The sequence below is a fragment of the Nocardiopsis camelliae genome (genome assembly GCF_028993595.1).
In the GTDB taxonomy this organism is placed as follows: Bacteria; Actinomycetota; Actinomycetes; order Streptosporangiales; family Streptosporangiaceae; genus Nocardiopsis; species Nocardiopsis dassonvillei.
Genome location: NZ_CP118614.1, coordinates 1,288,712 through 1,306,661, shown reverse-complemented (window position 1 = coordinate 1,306,661; position 17,950 = coordinate 1,288,712). Strand labels below are relative to the sequence as shown.

Below are 17,950 nucleotides of genomic sequence, written 5' to 3'. Positions count from 1 at the left end.
CTCTCTCCACTAGCGCAGGGTCGTCTGAGAACCCGTGTCCGAGCCGGTGTCCCGGCTCCCTTCCTCCGCGCCGTCGGACGGACCGGAGAATCTCAGCGCGCTGTCGATTCCGTCGACCACGCGGAAGAAGTCCCGCGTGGACAACCACAGTTTATAGATGATGGCGATCTCGAACGCGAGGAGCAAAACACCCGCCACAGCGGTGATCCACCCGATAAGGGACGGCGCGCCGAACACGGCGGCCGCCAGCGGCGCGATCACGAACACCGACATCTGGAACTCGATGCCGCCCACCAGGTGCGTTCTGACCCGTCTGGCGTTGAGGGCCGACCAGAACCGCTGGTACCACGGGAAGCGGTTGCGGAACTCCTGGTGCAGGTCCACCTTGGGCAGGGTGAGGTCGGGCTGCTTGCCCGCCGAGCGCTGGTTGCGGGCCTCGCGCTCGTTCTGGCTGTGCAGGATCTGCTCCAGCACGCCGATGCCGTGGCGCAGCACCGCCTGCTCGCCGCCGTCGCTCATCGTCCGCCCGCCCGCGCCGGTGGCCGAGCCGGTGTCGTCCTCCTCCGGCTCCAGCATCGACAGGGTGGCGCGGGCCCTCTCCAGGGCGGCGGCCAGGTGCGAGCGCATCTCCCTGCGGACCTTGTACACCTGGAGCGCGTTGAGGTAGCGCAGCATGTCCAGGAACACCACGACCAGGGCCAGCCACACGAACCACACCGGCCCGTCGCCCTCGGCGTTCTCGGCGACGACGTACTGTCCGCCCATCAGGGCGACCACGCACACCAGCACCCGGAACCGGTCGGAGACGTAGTCCATCCACGAACCGAACAGCGACTCCGAGCCGGTGAGCCGGGCCAGCTTGCCGTCCGTGCAGTCCATCAGGAAGGACAACAGGTACAGCAGCGCGCCCAGCGCCAGGAAGTGGCGGTAGCCCAGCGAGAAGCAGACGGCCGCGCCGAGCCCCAGGAAGAGCGCGACCACCGTCAGCTGGTTGGGTGTGATCGAGGTGCGGTTGGCCACCAGGCGCACGAGCCGGACCGCGATGGGGTCCACGAGGTAGACCGTCCACCAGGAGTCGCGCTCCTTGAGGGTCCGGGCCCTGACCTCGTCGAGTGTGAATCCAGGCATCGTCGCCAATACTCTCCAAGCGAAGCGGGTGTGTTCCGGCCCGCCGGGCGCCGCCGACACGGCGTCTCCGGTGCGGCGGACGTCGCCGGGGCCGAACGACAGGACGAGTGCGGTCAACAATAGGTGATCGCGCCGCTGGTCACTCCGGATGCGGGCGAACCGAACCGGAATCGCAACCGAACACCGTACCCCCAGCCTGGCACAGCCCGCGAAGCGGCGACTCCCGGGGCACCGGAAGGCGGGGGTGGTTAGGGTGAGGGCGAGAGTCGGCGGGGCGGCGCCCCGCCCGCGAACCCAAGGGGGACACCACGTGAGCGACCCGATCCGTCTGGAGCCCGGCGACCAGGCGCCCGACTTCACCCTCGACGACGCCGACGGCAAGCCCGTCACCCTGAGCGAGGTGCTGGCCTCCACCGGCAAGCGCGTCGTCCTGTACTTCTACCCGGCGGCCATGACCCCCGGGTGCACCACGCAGGCCTGCGACTTCCGCGACAACCTGCGCGACTTCGACTCCGCGGGCCTGACCGTCCTGGGCGTGTCCCCGGACACGAGCGACAAGCTGGCCAGGTTCCGCGACAAGGAGGGGCTGACCTTCCCGCTGCTGGGCGACCCGGACAAGGACACCCTGCGCGCCTACGGCGCCTTCGGCGAGAAGAAGAACTACGGCCGCGTCGTGCAGGGCGTCATCCGCTCCACCGTCGTCGTGGGCACCGACGGGCGGGTGGAGAAGGCCTTCTACAACGTGAAGGCCACCGGACACGTCGACCGGATCAAGCGGGAACTGGGCCTGTGACACGGGTGCCGGGGGCGGCCCCCGGCCGCGGCGGGCCCGTGCGCCCGCCGGTGCCGGGCCCCGCGCCCGGCACCGGTACAGTTGTGCGCGAGGGGCCGTAGTCCAACTGGCAGGAGACGGCAGCTTTAGGTGCTGTACAGTGCGGGTTCGAATCCCGCCGGCCCCACTCGGCTCGGGGGAACTGCGTTCGCGGGCCGCGCCCGCTCACCGGAACGCCTCGCCACCCCCACCGGGGGGACGACCCCCCGAACCCCCCGACAGCGGTCCCGGCCGGTCGGCCAACGGCTCGCGAGGCGGCGCTAACGGCCGAGCAGCGCCCAGAGCATGACCGCGAGCAGCACCAGGACGCCGAGGGAGACCGCGGCGATGGTGGCCACAGCGGGCAGGCGGCTGCGCTCGGCGTGCTTGCCCGAACTGGTCAGCCCCAGCGTGTCCGTGGACTCGCGGATCGAGGTCATGATCGAGTTCATCGCCTCGGGGCTGTTGCGCAGCCGCTCGTTGATGGACTCCGCCAGCACGTGCGCGCCCGCCTTGAAGTGCTCGCGGGCCGACTCGCGCTCCTCGCCCTCGGGGCGGGGCTCGGCGGGCGTGGCGGTGCCCTGCGCGGCCGTCTCCGGGCTCGTCTCGGGCGCCCACGGCGCCAGGGCCGCGATCCGCAGCATCTTGGTGGCGTTCTCGGCGGTCAGCCGCTCCGAGGGCTCCACCCGCAGCAGACCGGCCAGCACCGGCGCCAGCGGCCCCGCGCTCGCGGCCTCGGCGGGCTCGTCCAGCTGCTCCTGGCGCAGGATCTTGATGTAGCCCTTGCGGTCGTAGGGAGGGTGCCCCTCCACCGCCGCGTACAGGGTGGCGCCCAGGGACCACAGGTCGGACTCGGGTCCCACCGGACCCGCCTTGGCCCGCTCCGGCGGGATGTAGGCCGGGGAGCCGATGATGCGCCCGGACGCGCTCAGCGCCGACTCGCCGTTCCAGGCGGCCAGCCCGAAGTCGGTGAGCACGACCCGCCCCGCCTGGCTGATCATCACGTTGTCGGGCTTGACGTCGCGGTGCACGATGCCCTCGGCGTGCGCGACCTTGAGCGCGTCGATGAGCTGGAGTCCGATCTCGGCCACGCGCTGGTAGGGCAGCGGGCCGCCCACCTGGATGAGCTCCTCCAGGGTGGAGGCCTCCACCAGCTCCATGACGATCCAGGGGCGGTCGTCCTCGTCCACGACGTCCAGGACGGTGACCAGGCTGGGGTGGGTGAGGCGTCCGGCGACGCGGGCCTCGCGGGTGGTGCGCTGCAGGAGCGACTCGCGCTCGGAACGGCTCAGGTCCGCGGGCAGGCGCAGCTCCTTGACGGCCACCTCGCGGTCGATGACCAGGTCGGTGGCGCGCCAGACCGTGCCGACACCGCCCCGGGCGATCTCCGACACCAACTGGTAGCGCCCCTTGAGCAGGCGCCCCTCGGGACGGGGCTCGGCCGTGTCGGCCGTCTCCGCCCGTGCGGAGGAGGGCGACGCCTCAGGGCGCTGCGTGTGGGGGTTCTCTAGGGAGGACACGGTTATCCACGGGTCCATTCACCGGCCATGGTGGCCTCCTGCGGGAGCATTGCGGTCGCTGTCACCACGTAGGTGCACGGATCACTCGTTATACCAGCAGGACGCCGGATCCATGCTGGTGGTTGCCACATCACGGACACATAGGTTCGCTTTCGTTATGTCCGGCGACGACCCGAGCATGCAGTGACGTAGGTCTCACTCCGAGGCTCCCGTGCCTGTTGGCGGGGACGGCGCGGGTGCGCGGGCCGACCGCCCGCGCACCCGTCGGCCTCAGGTCCAGAGCGAGTCCGGGGTGCGCACCTCGACCGGGCCGACCCCGGTGTCGGTGAGCGGCTGGCGCAGGCGCTCGGCGTCGCCGACGACCACCACGACCGACTCCTCGGGGCGCAGGTACTCGGTGGCGGCGCTGTCCAGGGACTCCTTGGTGAGCCTCTCGTAACCGGCCCGGACGCGGTCCACGTGGTCCTCGGGCAGGTCGTGCACCACCATGTCGACCAGGGCCCCGGCCATGGCGCGCGCCGTGGCGTAGGTGACCGGCAGGCCCACCGTGTTGGAGTCGCGCACGGCGGACAGCTCCTCCTCGGTGACCCCCGACTCGCGCAGCTTGGCGACCTGCTCCAGCGAGGAGGTGACCGAGTGGGCGGTGGTGTCCGCCTCGACCTGGGCGGACATGAAGAACACCCCGCTGTCGCGGCGCAGGTCGAAACGGGACCCGGCGCCGTAGGTGTAGCCCAGGCGCTCGCGCAGCTCCAGGTTGAGCCGGGAGGTGAACATGCCGCCCAGGACCTCGCTGACGCCCTCGGCGCGCGGCAGGTCCACCTGCGAGCGGGAGGGGGCGCGGTGCGCGATGACCAGTGCGGACTGCACGGAGCCGGGCCGGTCCACGATCAGGACGCGGGGCAGCTCCCCGGGCGGCGGAGCGGGCTCGGTCGGCTCGGGCGCGCGCACGGCCGCGGCGTCGCCGAACACGGTCTTGCCCAGGTCCTCCAGGTCGATCCCGGTGAGGTCGCCGACGACCACGAGGGTCCCGGCCACCGAGGCGACGGAGTCGGCGTGGAAGGCCGCCACGGTCTCGGGGGTGACGTCGGCCAGCTTGACCGGGCCGCCCGCGAGCGGTGTGGCGTAACGGCCGGTGAACAGCTGCCCGCCCAGGCTGCGCATGGCCAGGGTTCCGGCCGAGGCCGCCTCCAGCCAGAACCGCTCCAGCAGCTGGTCGCGGCGGCGGACGACGTCGTCGGGGTTGAGCGCGGGACGGCGCACCGCGTCGGCGAACAGGCGCACCGCCTCGGGCAGGCGGCCCGCGGGGGCGTCCAGGCCGGTGATGAAGGCGTCCCAGTTGACGCGGGAGACCCACTCGGCGCCGTGGCGCTCCAGGGCGGGCGCCAGGGAGCTGTTGCCTCCGGGGCCGTCCTCCAGGACCTCGCTGGTCAGAGCACTGACGCCCATGGCGTCGAGCGGCTCGGCGGCGCCGCCGCGCGGGTGCACGAGGCGGAGGGAGACGAGCTGTTGGCCGGGTACGTCGACGGCGACGACCGTGCCGCCGCCGACGGTGAGGCGGCGGGGCTTGGGAAAGGTGTAGGACGCTACGGCACCGAGGTTGGGGCGAAACCGCGGCCAGAGGCCGTCCGTTGAGGGTGGCCCCTCCCCCTCCGCGAAGCGGACCCAGGGGCGGTGGAGGGCGACGGGCGGGCGTGTCTGCGGCATGCTCTGCGGCTCTTTCTGCGGCTTGCGGTAACGGAACCCGGATCAGGCGTCGACGGTGTCGGCCCCGGCCGCCTCGGCGGCCTCGGACTCCTCGGGGTCGAAGCGGACGACGAGCAGGTTGTCGTCGACCAGCACGCGCTCGGCGGCGGCCCGCACCTCCTCGGCGGTGATGTCGTCCCAGCGCCGGGGCCAGGTGTAGGCCAGCTCGGGGTCGTCGAACAGCTGGGTGCAGCTGCTGATGCTGTCGGCGAGCCCGGAGGGGCTGGAGATGGACTGGAGGTGGTCGCGCTCCAGGACGGCGCGGGCCCGGTCCAGCTCCTCCTCGGTGATCCCGGCGGCCAGCTTGGCGATCTCCTCGCGCATGGCCTCCTCCAGCACGTCGCCGCTGACGCCCTCGCGGGAGAGCATGTTCACCAGCATCAGGCTGTCGGTGTAGCGGAACGGCAGGATGTCGGCCGCGCCGCCGCCGTCGTCGGCGGCGATGGGGCGGTCCACCACCAGGGAGCGGTACAGGCGGCTGCCCTGCCCCTGGCCCAGGACGGCCGAGGCCAGGTGCATGACGTCGAACCCGCGTTCGCCGTAGGGAGCGACGCGGAACCCGAGGAAGACCCCGGCGGCGGGCACGGTCTCGGTGACCGCGTCGCGGACCGGGCCGCCCAGCGGGGCCTCCAGGGCGGCGTCGGGCGCCTCGGGGAGGCTCTCGCGGGCCGGGATGGGACCGAAGAACTTCTCCACGCGGCCCCGGACGTCCTCGGGGTCGAGGTCGCTGACCACGGTGAGCACGCAGTTGTCCGGGCCGTAGTGGGCCTTGTGGAACGACTTGACGTAGTCGAGGTCGGCGGCGTCCAGGTCGGCCATGGAGCCGATGGTCGGGTGGTGGTAGGGGTGGCCCTCGGGGTAGGCCAGACGCAGGATGCGCTCCAGGGCGGTGCCGTAGGGCTGGTTGTCGTAGCGCTGGCGGCGCTCGTTCTTGACGACGTCGCGCTGGTTGTCCAGGACCTCCTGGGTCATGCCCTCGCGCAGGGTCGCCAGCCGGTCGGCCTCCAGCCACAGGATCCGGTCCAGGGCGTGCTCGGGGACCGTCTCGTAGTAGTTGGTGCGGTCGGTCGAGGTGGAGGCGTTGATGTCGCCGCCGAGCCGCTCGACCTCCTCGAAGTGCTCGCCCTTGGCGACGCCGCCGCTGCCCTGGAACATCAGGTGCTCGAAGAGGTGCGCGAACCCCGTGCGCCCGGGGACCTCGTGCCGGGACCCCACTCCGTACCACAGGTTCACGGAGGCGACCTGGCCCGTGGAGGCCGCAGCGGTCACCAGACGCAATCCGTTGTCGAGCGTGTACTGAACGACACGTCCCGCCGCTCCGATGGTGGTCACCAGTGCTGCCCCCGATTCACGTCGCCTGCGACCGCGCCGCCCGCGCGGGCGGCCGTCGTCGTAACGAGTACGACCCTACGGCCTCATCGGACCGCGGGGACACCCGTTCGGGTAATCGGTCGAGCCGAAACCGCGGCGGTCGGTTCCGGGCGGTCAGCTCTGGTAGTCGCTGGTGTCCATGGACAGGGCGATCTCGTCGTAGACGGCGGAGTACTGGGAGTCGGCCGACCACACGTAGAGCAGGACGTCGCTGACCGGCAGGAACCACATGCGCACCTCGAAGGTGTCGCCGTTGACGCACGCCACGTTCCACACCGAGTGGTGCGAGGTGAGTCCGTCGGCGTGGTCGGTGAAACCGGAGACCGCGAGCTCGGCCCCCTCCACGCCGATGCCCCCGGAGGCGGCGGTGTTGAGGCTGCGGCAGCTGCCGGTCTCGGCCGCCCAGCCGCCCTCCTTGCTGAACGCCTCGCCCTCGCCCGGCCAGCCCTGGGGGTGCTTCTCGACCGCGTGGGGGGTCAGCTGCACGGAGCCGTACCCGCAGGGCTCCTGTCCGGGCGGGCTCACGCAGAGCACACCGCCCTCGTTCTGGGTCTGCCAGCCCTCGGGGACCTGCAGGGACACGCCCTCGATGCTCTCGGTGGCGAACTCCTCCGGCGCCGGGGGCTCCGCCGCGGGCAGGGTCCCGCTCTCGCCGAGCTGCAGTTCGGCCTCGCTCCCTCCGGAGCAGGCCGACAGGAGCAGCAGCGCCGCGGCAGCCGCGACCGTTCCCGTGCCGACGCGTGCGGCGCGCGCCCGCCGCCGTCGCCCGTGGATGCCCGCCATGCCGTCGTCCCTCTCGTGGATCCCGTGCTCGAACCACCGTTGACCTTAGCGCGCCCGGCGACCGCATCGCCCGATTCCGCACGTTCCGGACGGCGTTCCACACCCCGGAGCACTACGCTGGGCCCATGGTGGACCTCGCGAAGATCATGAAGACCCGACAGGGCCCCCAGGGGCCGCTGGTGCTGGAGCTGGACCTGACGGAGGGGGTCGCCGACCAGGCCCCGGGGGACCCGTTCAGCCAGATCATGAACCGGCGCAGGCAGCAGTACCTGGACGTCCTGGAGGGGATCCGCCGCGGCGCGCGCGACCCGCGGGTGGCGGCTCTCCTGGTCCGGGTGGACGCCCGGTCCCTGGGATTCGCCAAGGTCCAGGAGCTGCGCGACACCGTCGCCGACTTCCGTGCGGCGGGCAAGCCCGCGGTGGCCTGGGCCGACTCCTTCGGCGAGACCGGCGAGGGGAACCTGCCCTACTACCTGGCCTGCGCGTTCTCGCGCGTGGTCATGGCGCCCACCGGCGTGCTCGGCCTGACCGGCCTGATGATGCGCACGACCTTCGTCAAGGGCGCCCTGGACAAGCTGGACGTGTCCTACGAGGTGGGCGCGCGCCACGAGTACAAGAACGCGATGAACAGCGTCACCGAGACCGGTTACACCGCCGCCCAGCGCGAGGCCAGCGACCGGATCGTCACCTCTCTGGGCGACCAGGTCGTCGAAGCCGTCTCCCGGGCCCGGGGGCTGCCCGAGGAGGAGGTGCGCGCGCTCGTCTCCAAGGGCCCGTTCCTGGCCCGCGAGGCGGTCGAGCACAAGCTGGTCGACGGACTCGCCCACCGGGACGAGGTGTACGCACGGCTGTTCGAGGAGCTGAGCGGCGAACCGCGGTTGCAGTTCGTCACCCGCTACCACCGCAGGCACACCGCCCCCCAGCAGCTCTCCCGCGACACCGGGGGCCACATCGCGCTGATCTCGGCCACCGGGACGATCAGCCTGGGCCGGACCCGGCGCTCGCCCCTGGGCGGCGGCACCGTCATGGGCTCGGACACCGTGGCGGCGGCCTTCCGCGCCGCGCGCAAGGACCCCCGGGTCAAGGCGGTCGTGTTCCGGGTGGACAGCCGGGGAGGCTCCCCCACCGCCTCCGACGCGATCCGCCGTGAGAGCGAGCTGACCAGCAAGGCGGGCATCCCCGTGGTGTCCGTGATGGGCGACGTCGCGGCCTCCGGCGGCTACTACGTGACCCTGGGCTCCGACGCGGTCGTCGCACAGCCGGGCACGCTGACCGGCTCCATCGGCGTGATCACCGGCAAACCGGTCCTGGGTGCGCTGAAGGAGCAGTACGGCGTGACCAGCGACTCCGTGCGCACCGGCGAGCACGCGGGCATGTTCGACACCGACCGGCCCTTCACCGAGTCCGAGTGGGAGCGGGTCAACGCCCTCCTGGACGAGATCTACGAGGACTTCACCGGCAAGGTCGCCGCCGCGCGCGGGATGACCCGCGAGCAGGTGCACGAGGTGGCCCGGGGCCGGGTGTGGACCGGCCGCGACGCCCACGAGCGCGGTCTGGTGGACGAAGTGGGCGGCCTGGAGACCGCCGTTCGGCTGGCCCGCGAGAAGGCCGGTGCGGGACCGCTCCCGCTGCGGCCCTTCCCCCGCGCGCACCCGCTCGACCGGATCCGCCAGCACGAGTCCAGCGAGGACGTGGGGGCCTCGGGCCCGCAGACCGTGGTCAGCGCCTGGGGACCCCTGGAGCACGTGGCCGTGGCGATGGGGCTGCCGGTCGGCGGCCCGCTGATGATGCCGGGGCTGTGGGAGATCCGTTGACGTACCTGGACGCGATGGCCCTGCTGCCCGTGGGCGTCACGGTGGTGACCGTCGCCGACGGCCGCGACGACGTGGGGGCCACCGTCAGCGCCTTCGGGTCGGTCTCGGCCGACCCGCCCGTGGTGTCGGTCAGCGTGGACGCCAGCGGCTACATGGCCGAGGTGATCGAGGAGGTCGGCGCCTTCGCCGTCAACGTGCTGGGGGGCGGCCAGCGGGCCCTGGCCGGGCGGTTCTCCGCCGAGGGCCGTCCCAGCGCGCGCCTGCTGGTGACGGACCAGCCCCACCACCGGGGCGAGCGCACCCGCGCGATCGTGCTGGACGAGGCCCTGGCAGCGCTGGAGTGCTCCGTGCGCCAGCGGGTGCTGGTCGGCGACCACGTGGTCTTCTTCGCCGACGTCACCGACCTGCCGGAGGTCCGGGGCGAGGGCCCGGCCCTGGCCCGCCGTTCCGGCCGGTACCGGCTGGTGGAGTAGGCGGCGGGTTCAGCAGACGGGCCGGTGCGGTGGACAGCGGGGCCGCGGGGGGGGTGGGCGCGCGTGGGCGGCTCGCCCCCGCGGGGCCGGGGCGCGCGGAACCCGCCGCCGCCTCGGCCCCGGCTCTCCCTCGACCGGCGGGAGCCGACCGCTCAGGCCAGCCCCTCCTGCTCCAGCCACTCCTGGGCGACGTCGGCGGCGTTCTCGTTGCCGATGACCACCCGCTCGTTGAGCTGGGTGAGGGCCTCGGTGGTCAGGGCGGCGGAGACGGCGTTCAGCGCACCCCGGGCGGTCTCGTCCACCTGCTCGCTGTTGACCAGCGGGGTGACGTTCTGCGCGCCGAACAGGTTCTCCGGGTCCTCCAGGATCACGAAGTCGTTCGCGGTGATCTGCGGGTCGGTGGTGAACAGGTTGGCCGCCTGGATGTCACCGTCCAGGAGCGCCTGGGTCAGCAGCGCCACCTCCAGGGACCGGAACTCGCCGAACTCCACCCCGTAGACGTCGGCCAGGCCCACCACGCCCTGCTGGCGGGTCTCGAACTCCGGCGGGCCGCCCAGGGTCAGCTCCCCCGCGACGCCGGCCAGGTCCTCCAGGCTGGCCAGGCCGTGCTCCTCGGCGACCTCGCTGGTGACGGTGACCGAGTCCTTGTTCTCCGCGCTGGAGGAGTCCAGGATCTCCAGGCCCTCGGGCAGCGCCTCGGTGACCCCCTGGTTGGTCTCCTCGCTGCTGCCGGTGGGCGCGTTCTCATCGAGGTAGGCCAGGATCGCGCCGTTGTACTCGGGGAACACCGACAGGTTGCCGGACTCGATCTGCGAGTAGTAGACCTCGCGGCTGCCGATGCCGAGCTGGTACTCGACCTCCACGCCCTCGGCCTCCATGGCCCGGCCGTAGACCTCGGCGAGCAGGGTGGACTCGGGGAAGTCGGCGGAGCCGATGACGACCGCGCCGCCGCCGGACTCACCCCCGCCCTCCTCCGTGTAGGGGTCGCTGGCGCCGCACCCGGTCAGGAGCAGCGCGGCCAGGGGCAGGGCGATTCTCTTGTACATGGAACCTTCTCTCTGGGGTGGCCTGGCCCTGTGACCCGGCCCGGTTCTGTGGTGTGGCCCGGCTCCGCGGCGCGGTCCGGCCCTAGCCCTGCGGCGCGGCCAGGCGCAGACCGGGGGCGACCAGGAGCCGCCGCAGTCCGGCGAACACGAGCGTGGTCAGGACCGCGAGCAGCACCACCAGCACCGATCCGCCGAGCATCATCGTCAGGTCCTGGCGTGCCTGGCCGTCCACGATGTAGCGGCCCAACCCCCCGACCCCCACGTAGGCGGCGATGGTCGCGGTCGCGACCACCTGGACGGCGGCGGTGCGCATGCCGATGAGGATGAGCGGCGTGGCCACGGGCAGTTCGAGGCGCAGCAGCACCTGGTGGCCGCGCATGCCCATCCCGACGGCGGCGTCCCTGAGCCGGGGCTCCACACCGCGCACGCCCTCGTGGGTGTTGACCAGGATCGGGGGCACGGCCAGCGCCACCAGCGCGCACAGCACGGGCACGATCCCGATCCCGGCGGCCAGCACGATGAGGAACAGGACGCCGATGGTGGGCAGGGCGCGGGCGAAGTTGGCGAGGCTGGTGGTCAGGAAGCCGCCCACACCGGTGTGCCCGGTGAGCAGCCCCAGGGGGACCGCGACGGCGGCGGACAGCAGCAGTCCGAGCAGCGAGTAGTAGACGTGTTCGCCCAGACGCGCGGGGATGCCCGCGGCACCGGTCCACTGGGCGGGGTCGGCGAACCACGCGACCAGGTCGTTGAGGATGTCCATGGTTACCTCTCCCCCGCCGTGTCACCGGTGCCCGGGTCCGCTGGCGACCGTCCCCCCGCTGGGGTCGCGGCCCGCGGGTCCGCCGCCGGGTCCGCCGCGGCGGCCTCCGCCGCGACCGCCCGGCGCCTGCGCCGTGGCACGGCGCCGTCGCGGCGCGACCAGGGGGTGAGCAGGCGCTGGGCGAGCACCAGCACCGCGTCGGTGACGAACGCCAGGACCACGGTGAGCACGATGCCGACCACGATGGGCGCGTCGAACTGGCGCCGGAAGCCCTCGCTGAGGATGAGCCGGCCGAGACCGCCCAGGCCCACCAGCGAGGCGACGCTGACCATGCTGATGGTGGCCACCGAGGCCACCCGCAGCCCGGCGATGACCACCGGCACGGCCACCGGCATCTCCACGTACAGCAGGCGCCGCAGCGGGCCGAAGCCCATGGCGACGGCGGCCTGGCGCACGTGGTCGGGGACCTGGCGCAGCCCGTCCACCACGTTGGGCAGCAGGATCACCAGGGTGTACAGGGCCAGCGGCACGATGGCCGTCCAGTCGCTGAACCCGGTGTAGGGCAGCATGAGGAAGAACAGGGCGATGGAGGGCACCGCGTAGAGCACGTTCACGCCCGTCAGCACCGGCGGGTACAGGCGCTTCCAGCGCGCGCACGCCAGCCCCAGGGGCAGGGCGACCGCCAGTCCGATGAGGATGGACAGGTAGGACAGCCGCATGTGCTCGGTCAGGCGGGGCAGGACGCCCCGGTCCGGGTCGCCGGGGTGGCTCCAGTTCGCGACGCCCCAGTCCACGACGCGCACGACCCAGTCCCACGCCCCGGCGAGCGCCCCGGTGCCGGACGGTCCGGCCGCGGACCCGGCGCCCCAGACCCCGGCGACGGCCTCGGCGATCACTCGGTCACCGACCACAGAGCGGCGCCCAGGTCGTCCTGCGAGACCACGCCGACCACCCGGCCGTCGGCGTCGACGCCGACCGCGCGGCCCGCGGGCGAGAGCACCGCCGCGTCCAGGGCGGCCCGCAGGGAGTCGGTGCCCACGGCGAAGGTGTGGCCGAAGGGCGCGAGTTCGAGCGAGCCCAGGGCGGTGTCCGCGGGCGCGTCGGCCAGCTGCCGCGCGCTGGCCCAGCCCAGGGGCATGCGGTCGCCGGTGACGACCAGGGCCCAGGGCTCGTCCCCGAGCGAGGCGGCCGCGGCGCCCGCGCGCACGCTCTCCTCCAGGACGGCGTCCTGGCGCGGGGAGAGCCTGTCGGCCGGGAAGAAGGACAGGCGCCGCACGCCCCGGTCGTAGCCGATGAAGGACTCCACGAAGGCGTCCTCGGGCGCGGCCAGCAGGTTCTGGGGGGTGTCGTACTGGGCGAGCCTCCCGCCGGGGCGGAAGACGGCGATGCGGTCACCGAGCCGGACGGCCTCGTCGATGTCGTGGGTGACGAAGACGATGGTCTTGTGCAGCTCCTTCTGCAGACGCAGGAGCTCGTCCTGGAGGCTGGCGCGCACGACGGGGTCCACGGCGCTGAAGGGTTCGTCCATCAGCAGGATGGGCGGGTCGGCGGCCAGTGCGCGGGCGACGCCGACGCGCTGCTGCTGGCCCCCGGAGAGCTGGTGGGGGTAGCGCCGGGCCTGGGCGGGCTCCAGACCGACCAGTTCCATGAGCTCCGCGGCGCGCGCCCTGGCCTTGGCCCGGCCCCAGCCGAGCAGCAGGGGCACGGTGGCGATGTTGTCGCGCACGGTGCGGTGCGGGAAGAGCCCGGCCTGCTGGATGACGTAGCCGATGGAGCGGCGCAGCGCCGCGGGGTCGCGCTGGCGCACGTCCTCGCCGTCGATGCGGACGGTGCCCCCCGTCGGTTCGACCATGCGGTTGATCATCCGCAGCGACGTGGTCTTGCCGCTTCCGGAGGGACCCACGAAGACCGTGGTCTGGCCGGTCTCGACGGTCAGGTCCAGCTGGTCGACGGCCACCGTGCCGTCGGGATAGAGCTTGGCGGCGCCCTCGAACGCGATCATCGGCGGTGTCGTCTCCATTCGGGGAACCGGAGGGTCCGGAAGGTGAGGTGTGGCGAGGGGCAGGCCGTTCGCACGTTACCCCCGGGCGCGCTGGTCAAACCGTGGGGTGGAGGCCGTGACCGTACCGGGACCGAAGGCGGCGGGCGCGCCGAGGGGCCGGGTCCCACGACCCGGCCCCTCGGCGTGCCGCCTCAGTTCTGACGGCCGATCCAGTCGGCGAGCTGGTGGAGGTCGTCCAGGACGGCGTCGGCGCGGGCCGCCTCCTCGGCGGCGGCGTGGCGGTAGCCGTAGATACCCCGGCGCAGCAGGACGGCGCGCATCCCGGCGGCGCGGGCGGGGAGGACGTCGTTGTCGACGCGGTCGCCGACGTAGACGATCTCGCCGGGTTCGGTGCCGGGGCTGGCGGCCCGGACCAGGGCCAGGACCCGGTCGAAGAACGCGGGTTCGGGCTTCTTGACACCCCAGTCGTCGGAGATGCCGATGCCGCCCACGCCCAGGTCCATGGCGGTCAGGGCGGGTCCGGCCTCGGGCGGCTGGTTGCCCGCGATGACCAGGGAGATGCCGGAGGCGCGCATGGCCGCGAAGGCGGGGCGCACGTCGGGGTACAGGTCGGCCTCGCCGAAGTGCTCGCGTTCGCCGTCGGGGTCCTCGGCGCGCCAGCGCGCGCTCTCGGCCGCGAGGTCGAACCCGGGCACGAGCAGGCGGAAGCCGTCGGTGAGGGTGCCTCCGGAGGCGAGCACGCCGCCGATGGTCCCGAAGAAGGCCATGTGCGGGATGCCGAAGCGGTCGGCCCAGCGCGCGAAGATCCGGGTCTCGTCGACGAGTGTCTCGCCGACGTCGAAGACCGCAGTACGAATTGCCACGGTCAGGGAGTGTACAAGCCGCCGACGACGGCCCCCGGACGGGGGAAGGGGCCGCGGCCCGAACCGCGCGGGCGGTGCGCTCCCGGCCGCTCGGCCCGCCCCCGTCCGCCCGGCCGGGCGGACGGGTTCCCGGGGGCGGGACCGGGCGGGCCCACGCTTGGCCTTCAGCTGGGCGGGCGCAGCACCGCGAAGGCGTCGGTGATCTGGAGGCCGCGCTCGCGGAACCGGAAGAGCGCGGCGGGCCTGCCCCCGGAGCGGCCCGAGGGAACCGAGCGGCCGGTCTCCTCGATCTGGCCCCGGCGCAGCAGGACGCGGCGCAGGTTGGTGGCGGCCACGTCGTGGCCCAGCGCGGCCCGGTAGTAGCCGGACAGCTCCGACATCGTGAACTCCGGCGGGGCGAGGGCGAACCCGACGTTGGTGTAGCTGAGCTTGGCGCGCAGCCGCTGGCGTCCGGAGCGGACGATGGAGGCGTGGTCGAAGGCCATGGTCGGCAGGTCGGCGGCCGGGTGCCAGCCGGTGTCGCCGGGCACGACCGGGTCCACGTCGGCGGGGACCAGCCCCACGTAGGCGGTGGCCAGGGTGCGGCGCCGGGGGACGCGGTCGGGGTCGCTGCGGGTCTCCAGCTGCTCCAGGTGTGACAGATCCCTCACGTCGACCTTCTGGGCGAGCTGGCGCCGGATGGATGCGCCCAGGTTCTCCCCCCGGCCGAGCCTGCCGCCGGGCAGCGCCCAGGCGCCCTCGCAGGGCGGCAGGGCCCTGCGCCACAGCAGGACGCACAGTTCTCCGGCGCGGATCTGGAGCACGACCGCGAGAGCCTCGTGCACCGACAGCTCCGCGTGGTCGGACGCGGAGCAGACGGACGCCGCGACCTGTCCGTTTTCCTGAGGGATGTCCACCCTGTCCCTTCCGTTACCCGTCATGTTAAGCTTCACCAGGTTTGTGCCTGACAGACAAAAACCTGTCCCCGCCCGCACCGACCCTCCACGGCACGGCGCCCGCGCGGCGTTGCCCACAGCCTCAAGGAAGTAGTTGGACATGGCACCGGTCACCGCCACGGCGGACACCATGACCAGGCAGGAATGGGCCGCTGAGGTCCACCGCCTGGCGAAGGAGCGCGACGCTGTCATCCTCGCGCACAACTACCAGCGCCCGGAAATCCAGGACGTCGCCCACCACACCGGCGACTCCCTGGCGCTCTCCCGCCTGGCCGCCGGTGTCGACGCGAGCACCATCGTCTTCTGCGGCGTGCACTTCATGGCCGAGACCGCCAAGATCCTCGCCCCCCAGAAGACCGTCCTGCTGCCCGACCCCGCCGCCGGGTGCTCGCTGGCCGACACCATCACCGCCGAGGACGTGCGCGCCTGGAAGGCCGAGCACCCCGACGCGGTCGTGGTCGCCTACGTCAACACCACCGCGGCGGTCAAGGCCGAGACCGACATCTGCTGCACCTCCTCCAACGCCGCGGACGTCATCCGCTCCATCCCCGAGGACCGCGAGATCCTCTTCCTGCCGGACCAGTTCCTGGGCGCCCACGTCAAGCGGGTCACCGGCCGCGACAACATCCACGTGTGGATGGGCGAGTGCCACGTGCACGCCGGAATCGACGGGCACACCCTGCGCGAGCGGGTCGCCGCCGAACCCGACGCCGAGGTCTACGTCCACCCCGAGTGCGGCTGCGCCACCTCCGCCCTCTACCTCGTGGGCAGCGGCGCCGTCCCGCAGGAGCGCGTCAAGGTCCTCTCCACCGGCGGGATGCTGACCGCCGCGGAGAACACCAGCGCCAAGAAGGTCCTCATCGCGACCGAGACCGGCATGCTGCACCAGCTGCGCAACGCCAACCCGAACACGGAGTTCGAGGCGGTCAACTCGCGCGCCGAGTGCCACTACATGAAGATGATCGACGCGGACAAGCTGCTCAACGCGCTGCGGTTCGGCACGACCGAGATCACGGTCGACGCCGACACCTCCGCGCGCGCCCGCCGCTCCGTCGAGCGGATGATCGCCATCGGGTCGCCCTCACGCGGCGGAGAGTAGCCGATCCGCGACCGTCGGGTCCCGCAACCGGCCCCGAGGTTACGGAAGACTTACCTTCAAGACACAGGTAGACGATTCACCCACGCGTCGCCTCTCCCCTCGCTACCGTCGCGGGGAACGGGGGGTTAGAAAAGTGACCAGAGGTAGCGAACCAGGCGAACCGTCGACGGTCGAGGCGCTCTACGACGCCTTCGCCCCGTCCCTGTACCGGTACGCCTGGTCGCTACTGGGTGAGGACACCGGGCAGACGGCCGAGGCCGTGCACGACGGCCTCGTCGCCGGTGTCGTCCTCGACTCGCGGCGCGCGGACCCGGCCGACCTCGGCTCCTGGCTGTACGCCCTGGTCCGCTCGGCCTGCCAGCGCCGCGGCCTGGCCCACGCGAGCCCCTACACCCGGCTGGCCACGGTGCCCGCCGAGGAGCCGGTGGCCCGCATGTTCTCCCGGCTGCCCGCCAGCCACCGCGAACTGGTGGAGCTGAACCTGCGGCACGCCCTGCCCACCTCCGCGGTCGCGCGCGTCCTGGGCCTGGACCCCCAGATCTGCGGCGAGCTGACGCGCTCGGCGATCCGCCGCGCCGCGGAGAACCTGGACGGCCGCGACGGCGACCACCGCGTCCCCGACCCACGAACCTCCCGGGAGGCGGGAGCCTCCGGCGGCGCCGGGGACACCGGCGGCCCGGGCACCGCCGCCTGGCGCGCCCAGGTGCACGACGTCTCCCAGGCACTGGCCCTACTGCGCCCGCCCGGCCCGCCGCCCGGCCTTCGCGAGGCGGTGGTGCGCACCTGCACCGATCCCGACCTGGCCGCGGCCCGCGAGCGTATCGCCGCGCAGATGCACCCCCTCACCGGCGAGGGGTACCCGATGCACCGCTCCCGCGCCGCCGGGGCGGCCGAGGAGGAGAACGAGGCGGCCGAGCCCGGCCCCGAGGCGCCGCCCCGCGCCCTGCCAGGCGACCGGCTGACCACGCGCGACCACCCGGTGCGCGACGAAGCGGTCACCCCGCTGGCCGGACCCGGTTCGCCTGCCGTGCCCGACGACTCCGGTGACGGTCCCGACGACCGGCGCACCGCCCGCCGCCGCTGGCCGACGGCCGCCGTCTCCGGCCTCGCCACCGTGGTGCTGGCGGTCGCGCTGTGGGGCTGGGCCAGCGCCGTGGGCGGCCCCTCCACGATGATCGGCGCCGGGCCCGACGAGACCGAGCGCGGACCGCTGGTCCCGCAGGTGGAGACCGACGCGACCAGCGCGGACACCAAACCGGAGGCCGGACCGACCCCGGAGCCCCCGACCGCGCCGACGGAGCCCACCGAACCCGGGGCCGAGGCGGAGCAGCGGCAGGAGGACGGCGGCGGCAGCGGGCACCAGGCCCTCGACCCGGCTCCGGAGCGGACCACGCCCGCACCGCCCCCGCAGGAGGCGAGCCCGCCCTCCGGAGGCGAGGGGCCCGACGGCGCTCCGGGCGCGCCCGGGGAGGAGGAGTCCGGAGACGACGACGCCCCCGGCGGCCCGCCCGAGGAGGACGGGGACGACGACGGGGGCGGCAAAGGTCTGCTCGACGGGCTGCTGGGCCTGCTCTTCGGCGGTGGCTGACGCCGGTCCCCCGC

Annotated in this window: 16 protein-coding genes and 1 tRNA gene; 6 read left to right on the top strand and 11 right to left on the bottom strand. The window is 73.2% G+C overall.

Features of this window, described 5'->3' with window-relative positions:
• Positions 1 to 9 precede the first annotated feature (9 nt).
• Positions 10 to 1,128, bottom strand: coding sequence for a CDP-alcohol phosphatidyltransferase family protein (locus tag PV789_RS05995; RefSeq protein WP_248773773.1), 1,119 nt, complete (start codon positions 1,126 to 1,128; stop codon positions 10 to 12).
• A 310-nt stretch (positions 1,129 to 1,438) separates the two neighbouring features.
• On the opposite strand from PV789_RS05995, the gene bcp reads away from it, so the two are divergent.
• Complete coding sequence (bcp, locus tag PV789_RS05990; RefSeq protein ID WP_274976492.1) at positions 1,439 to 1,921, top strand: thioredoxin-dependent thiol peroxidase; 483 nt, start codon at positions 1,439 to 1,441, stop codon at positions 1,919 to 1,921.
• 91 nt (positions 1,922 to 2,012) lie between these two features.
• Positions 2,013 to 2,087, top strand: a tRNA-Leu gene (locus PV789_RS05985).
• A gap of 133 nt (positions 2,088 to 2,220) precedes the next feature.
• Here the strand turns inward: PV789_RS05985 and PV789_RS05980 are convergent.
• The 4 genes from PV789_RS05980 to PV789_RS05965 all read right to left on the bottom strand — a co-directional run bounded on the left by PV789_RS05980 (position 2,221) and on the right by PV789_RS05965 (position 7,356).
• Entirely contained in the window at positions 2,221 to 3,477 is a 1,257-nt protein-coding gene (locus tag PV789_RS05980; RefSeq protein ID WP_475467575.1) for a serine/threonine-protein kinase, read from the bottom strand.
• 252 nt (positions 3,478 to 3,729) lie between these two features.
• The gene (locus PV789_RS05975) at positions 3,730 to 5,163 is read right to left on the bottom strand and encodes a M16 family metallopeptidase (RefSeq protein ID WP_274976490.1); all 1,434 of its coding nucleotides are present in this window, start codon (positions 5,161 to 5,163) and stop codon (positions 3,730 to 3,732) included.
• Positions 5,164 to 5,205: 42 nt separating this feature from the next.
• The gene (locus tag PV789_RS05970; RefSeq protein ID WP_274976489.1) at positions 5,206 to 6,534 is read right to left on the bottom strand and encodes a M16 family metallopeptidase; all 1,329 of its coding nucleotides are present in this window, start codon (positions 6,532 to 6,534) and stop codon (positions 5,206 to 5,208) included.
• 153 nt (positions 6,535 to 6,687) lie between these two features.
• Positions 6,688 to 7,356, bottom strand: a complete 669-nt coding sequence (locus tag PV789_RS05965) for a hypothetical protein (protein WP_274976488.1) — start codon at positions 7,354 to 7,356, stop codon at positions 6,688 to 6,690.
• Positions 7,357 to 7,481: 125 nt separating this feature from the next.
• On the opposite strand from PV789_RS05965, the gene sppA reads away from it, so the two are divergent.
• On the top strand, positions 7,482 to 9,170 hold the full coding sequence (sppA, locus tag PV789_RS05960) for a signal peptide peptidase SppA (protein WP_274976487.1): 1,689 nt from the start codon (positions 7,482 to 7,484) through the stop codon (positions 9,168 to 9,170).
• 14 nt (positions 9,171 to 9,184) lie between these two features.
• On the top strand, positions 9,185 to 9,643 hold the full coding sequence (locus tag PV789_RS05955; protein WP_274978062.1) for a flavin reductase family protein: 459 nt from the start codon (positions 9,185 to 9,187) through the stop codon (positions 9,641 to 9,643).
• Between the two features lie 152 nt (positions 9,644 to 9,795).
• Here the strand turns inward: PV789_RS05955 and PV789_RS05950 are convergent, their stop codons facing one another.
• The 6 genes from PV789_RS05950 to PV789_RS05925 all read right to left on the bottom strand — a co-directional run bounded on the left by PV789_RS05950 (position 9,796) and on the right by PV789_RS05925 (position 15,210).
• Positions 9,796 to 10,689: an ABC transporter substrate-binding protein gene (locus PV789_RS05950; protein WP_274976486.1), complete on the bottom strand. Its 894-nt coding sequence runs from the start codon at positions 10,687 to 10,689 to the stop codon at positions 9,796 to 9,798.
• Positions 10,690 to 10,771: 82 nt separating this feature from the next.
• Positions 10,772 to 11,449 (bottom strand): ABC transporter permease, encoded by a 678-nt coding sequence (locus PV789_RS05945; RefSeq protein ID WP_274976485.1) that lies wholly within the window; start codon positions 11,447 to 11,449, stop codon positions 10,772 to 10,774.
• 2 nt (positions 11,450 to 11,451) lie between these two features.
• Positions 11,452 to 12,345 carry an ABC transporter permease gene (locus tag PV789_RS05940; RefSeq protein ID WP_274978061.1) on the bottom strand — a complete coding sequence of 298 codons (894 nt, stop codon included), beginning with the start codon at positions 12,343 to 12,345 and terminating at the stop codon, positions 11,452 to 11,454.
• Positions 12,342 to 13,451 carry an ABC transporter ATP-binding protein gene (locus PV789_RS05935; RefSeq protein ID WP_274978060.1) on the bottom strand — a complete coding sequence of 370 codons (1,110 nt, stop codon included), beginning with the start codon at positions 13,449 to 13,451 and terminating at the stop codon, positions 12,342 to 12,344. The genes PV789_RS05940 and PV789_RS05935 overlap by 4 nt, the downstream gene beginning before the upstream one ends.
• A gap of 191 nt (positions 13,452 to 13,642) precedes the next feature.
• A complete protein-coding gene (locus PV789_RS05930) occupies positions 13,643 to 14,314 on the bottom strand; it encodes an HAD family hydrolase (protein ID WP_274976484.1) in 672 nt (223 codons plus the stop codon).
• A gap of 164 nt (positions 14,315 to 14,478) precedes the next feature.
• Positions 14,479 to 15,210, bottom strand: coding sequence for an NUDIX hydrolase (locus PV789_RS05925; protein ID WP_047869876.1), 732 nt, complete (start codon positions 15,208 to 15,210; stop codon positions 14,479 to 14,481).
• A gap of 139 nt (positions 15,211 to 15,349) precedes the next feature.
• Here PV789_RS05925 and nadA point away from each other — a divergent pair, with 139 nt between their 5' ends.
• A complete protein-coding gene (gene nadA / locus PV789_RS05920; RefSeq protein ID WP_212641259.1) occupies positions 15,350 to 16,348 on the top strand; it encodes a quinolinate synthase NadA in 999 nt (332 codons plus the stop codon).
• Between the two features lie 133 nt (positions 16,349 to 16,481).
• Positions 16,482 to 17,936, top strand: a complete 1,455-nt coding sequence (locus PV789_RS05915) for a sigma-70 family RNA polymerase sigma factor (protein ID WP_274976483.1) — start codon at positions 16,482 to 16,484, stop codon at positions 17,934 to 17,936.
• The last annotated feature ends 14 nt before the right edge of the window (positions 17,937 to 17,950 follow it).

Excerpts from the sequence above, each read along its gene's own strand:
- PV789_RS05995 (WP_248773773.1), bottom strand. The coding sequence starts at position 1,128 with ATGCCTGGATTCACACTCGACGAGGTCAGGGCCCGGACCCTCAAGGAG.
- PV789_RS05980 (WP_475467575.1), bottom strand. The coding sequence starts at position 3,477 with ATGGACCCGTGGATAACCGTGTCCTCCCTAGAGAACCCCCACACGCAG.
- PV789_RS05975 (WP_274976490.1), bottom strand. The coding sequence starts at position 5,163 with ATGCCGCAGACACGCCCGCCCGTCGCCCTCCACCGCCCCTGGGTCCGC.
- PV789_RS05965 (WP_274976488.1), bottom strand. The coding sequence starts at position 7,356 with ATGGCGGGCATCCACGGGCGACGGCGGCGGGCGCGCGCCGCACGCGTC.
- sppA (WP_274976487.1), top strand. The coding sequence starts at position 7,482 with ATGGTGGACCTCGCGAAGATCATGAAGACCCGACAGGGCCCCCAGGGG.
- PV789_RS05955 (WP_274978062.1), top strand. The coding sequence starts at position 9,185 with ATGGCCCTGCTGCCCGTGGGCGTCACGGTGGTGACCGTCGCCGACGGC.
- PV789_RS05950 (WP_274976486.1), bottom strand. The coding sequence starts at position 10,689 with ATGTACAAGAGAATCGCCCTGCCCCTGGCCGCGCTGCTCCTGACCGGG.
- PV789_RS05945 (WP_274976485.1), bottom strand. The coding sequence starts at position 11,449 with ATGGACATCCTCAACGACCTGGTCGCGTGGTTCGCCGACCCCGCCCAG.
- PV789_RS05935 (WP_274978060.1), bottom strand. The coding sequence starts at position 13,451 with ATGATCGCGTTCGAGGGCGCCGCCAAGCTCTATCCCGACGGCACGGTG.
- nadA (WP_212641259.1), top strand. The coding sequence starts at position 15,350 with ATGGCACCGGTCACCGCCACGGCGGACACCATGACCAGGCAGGAATGG.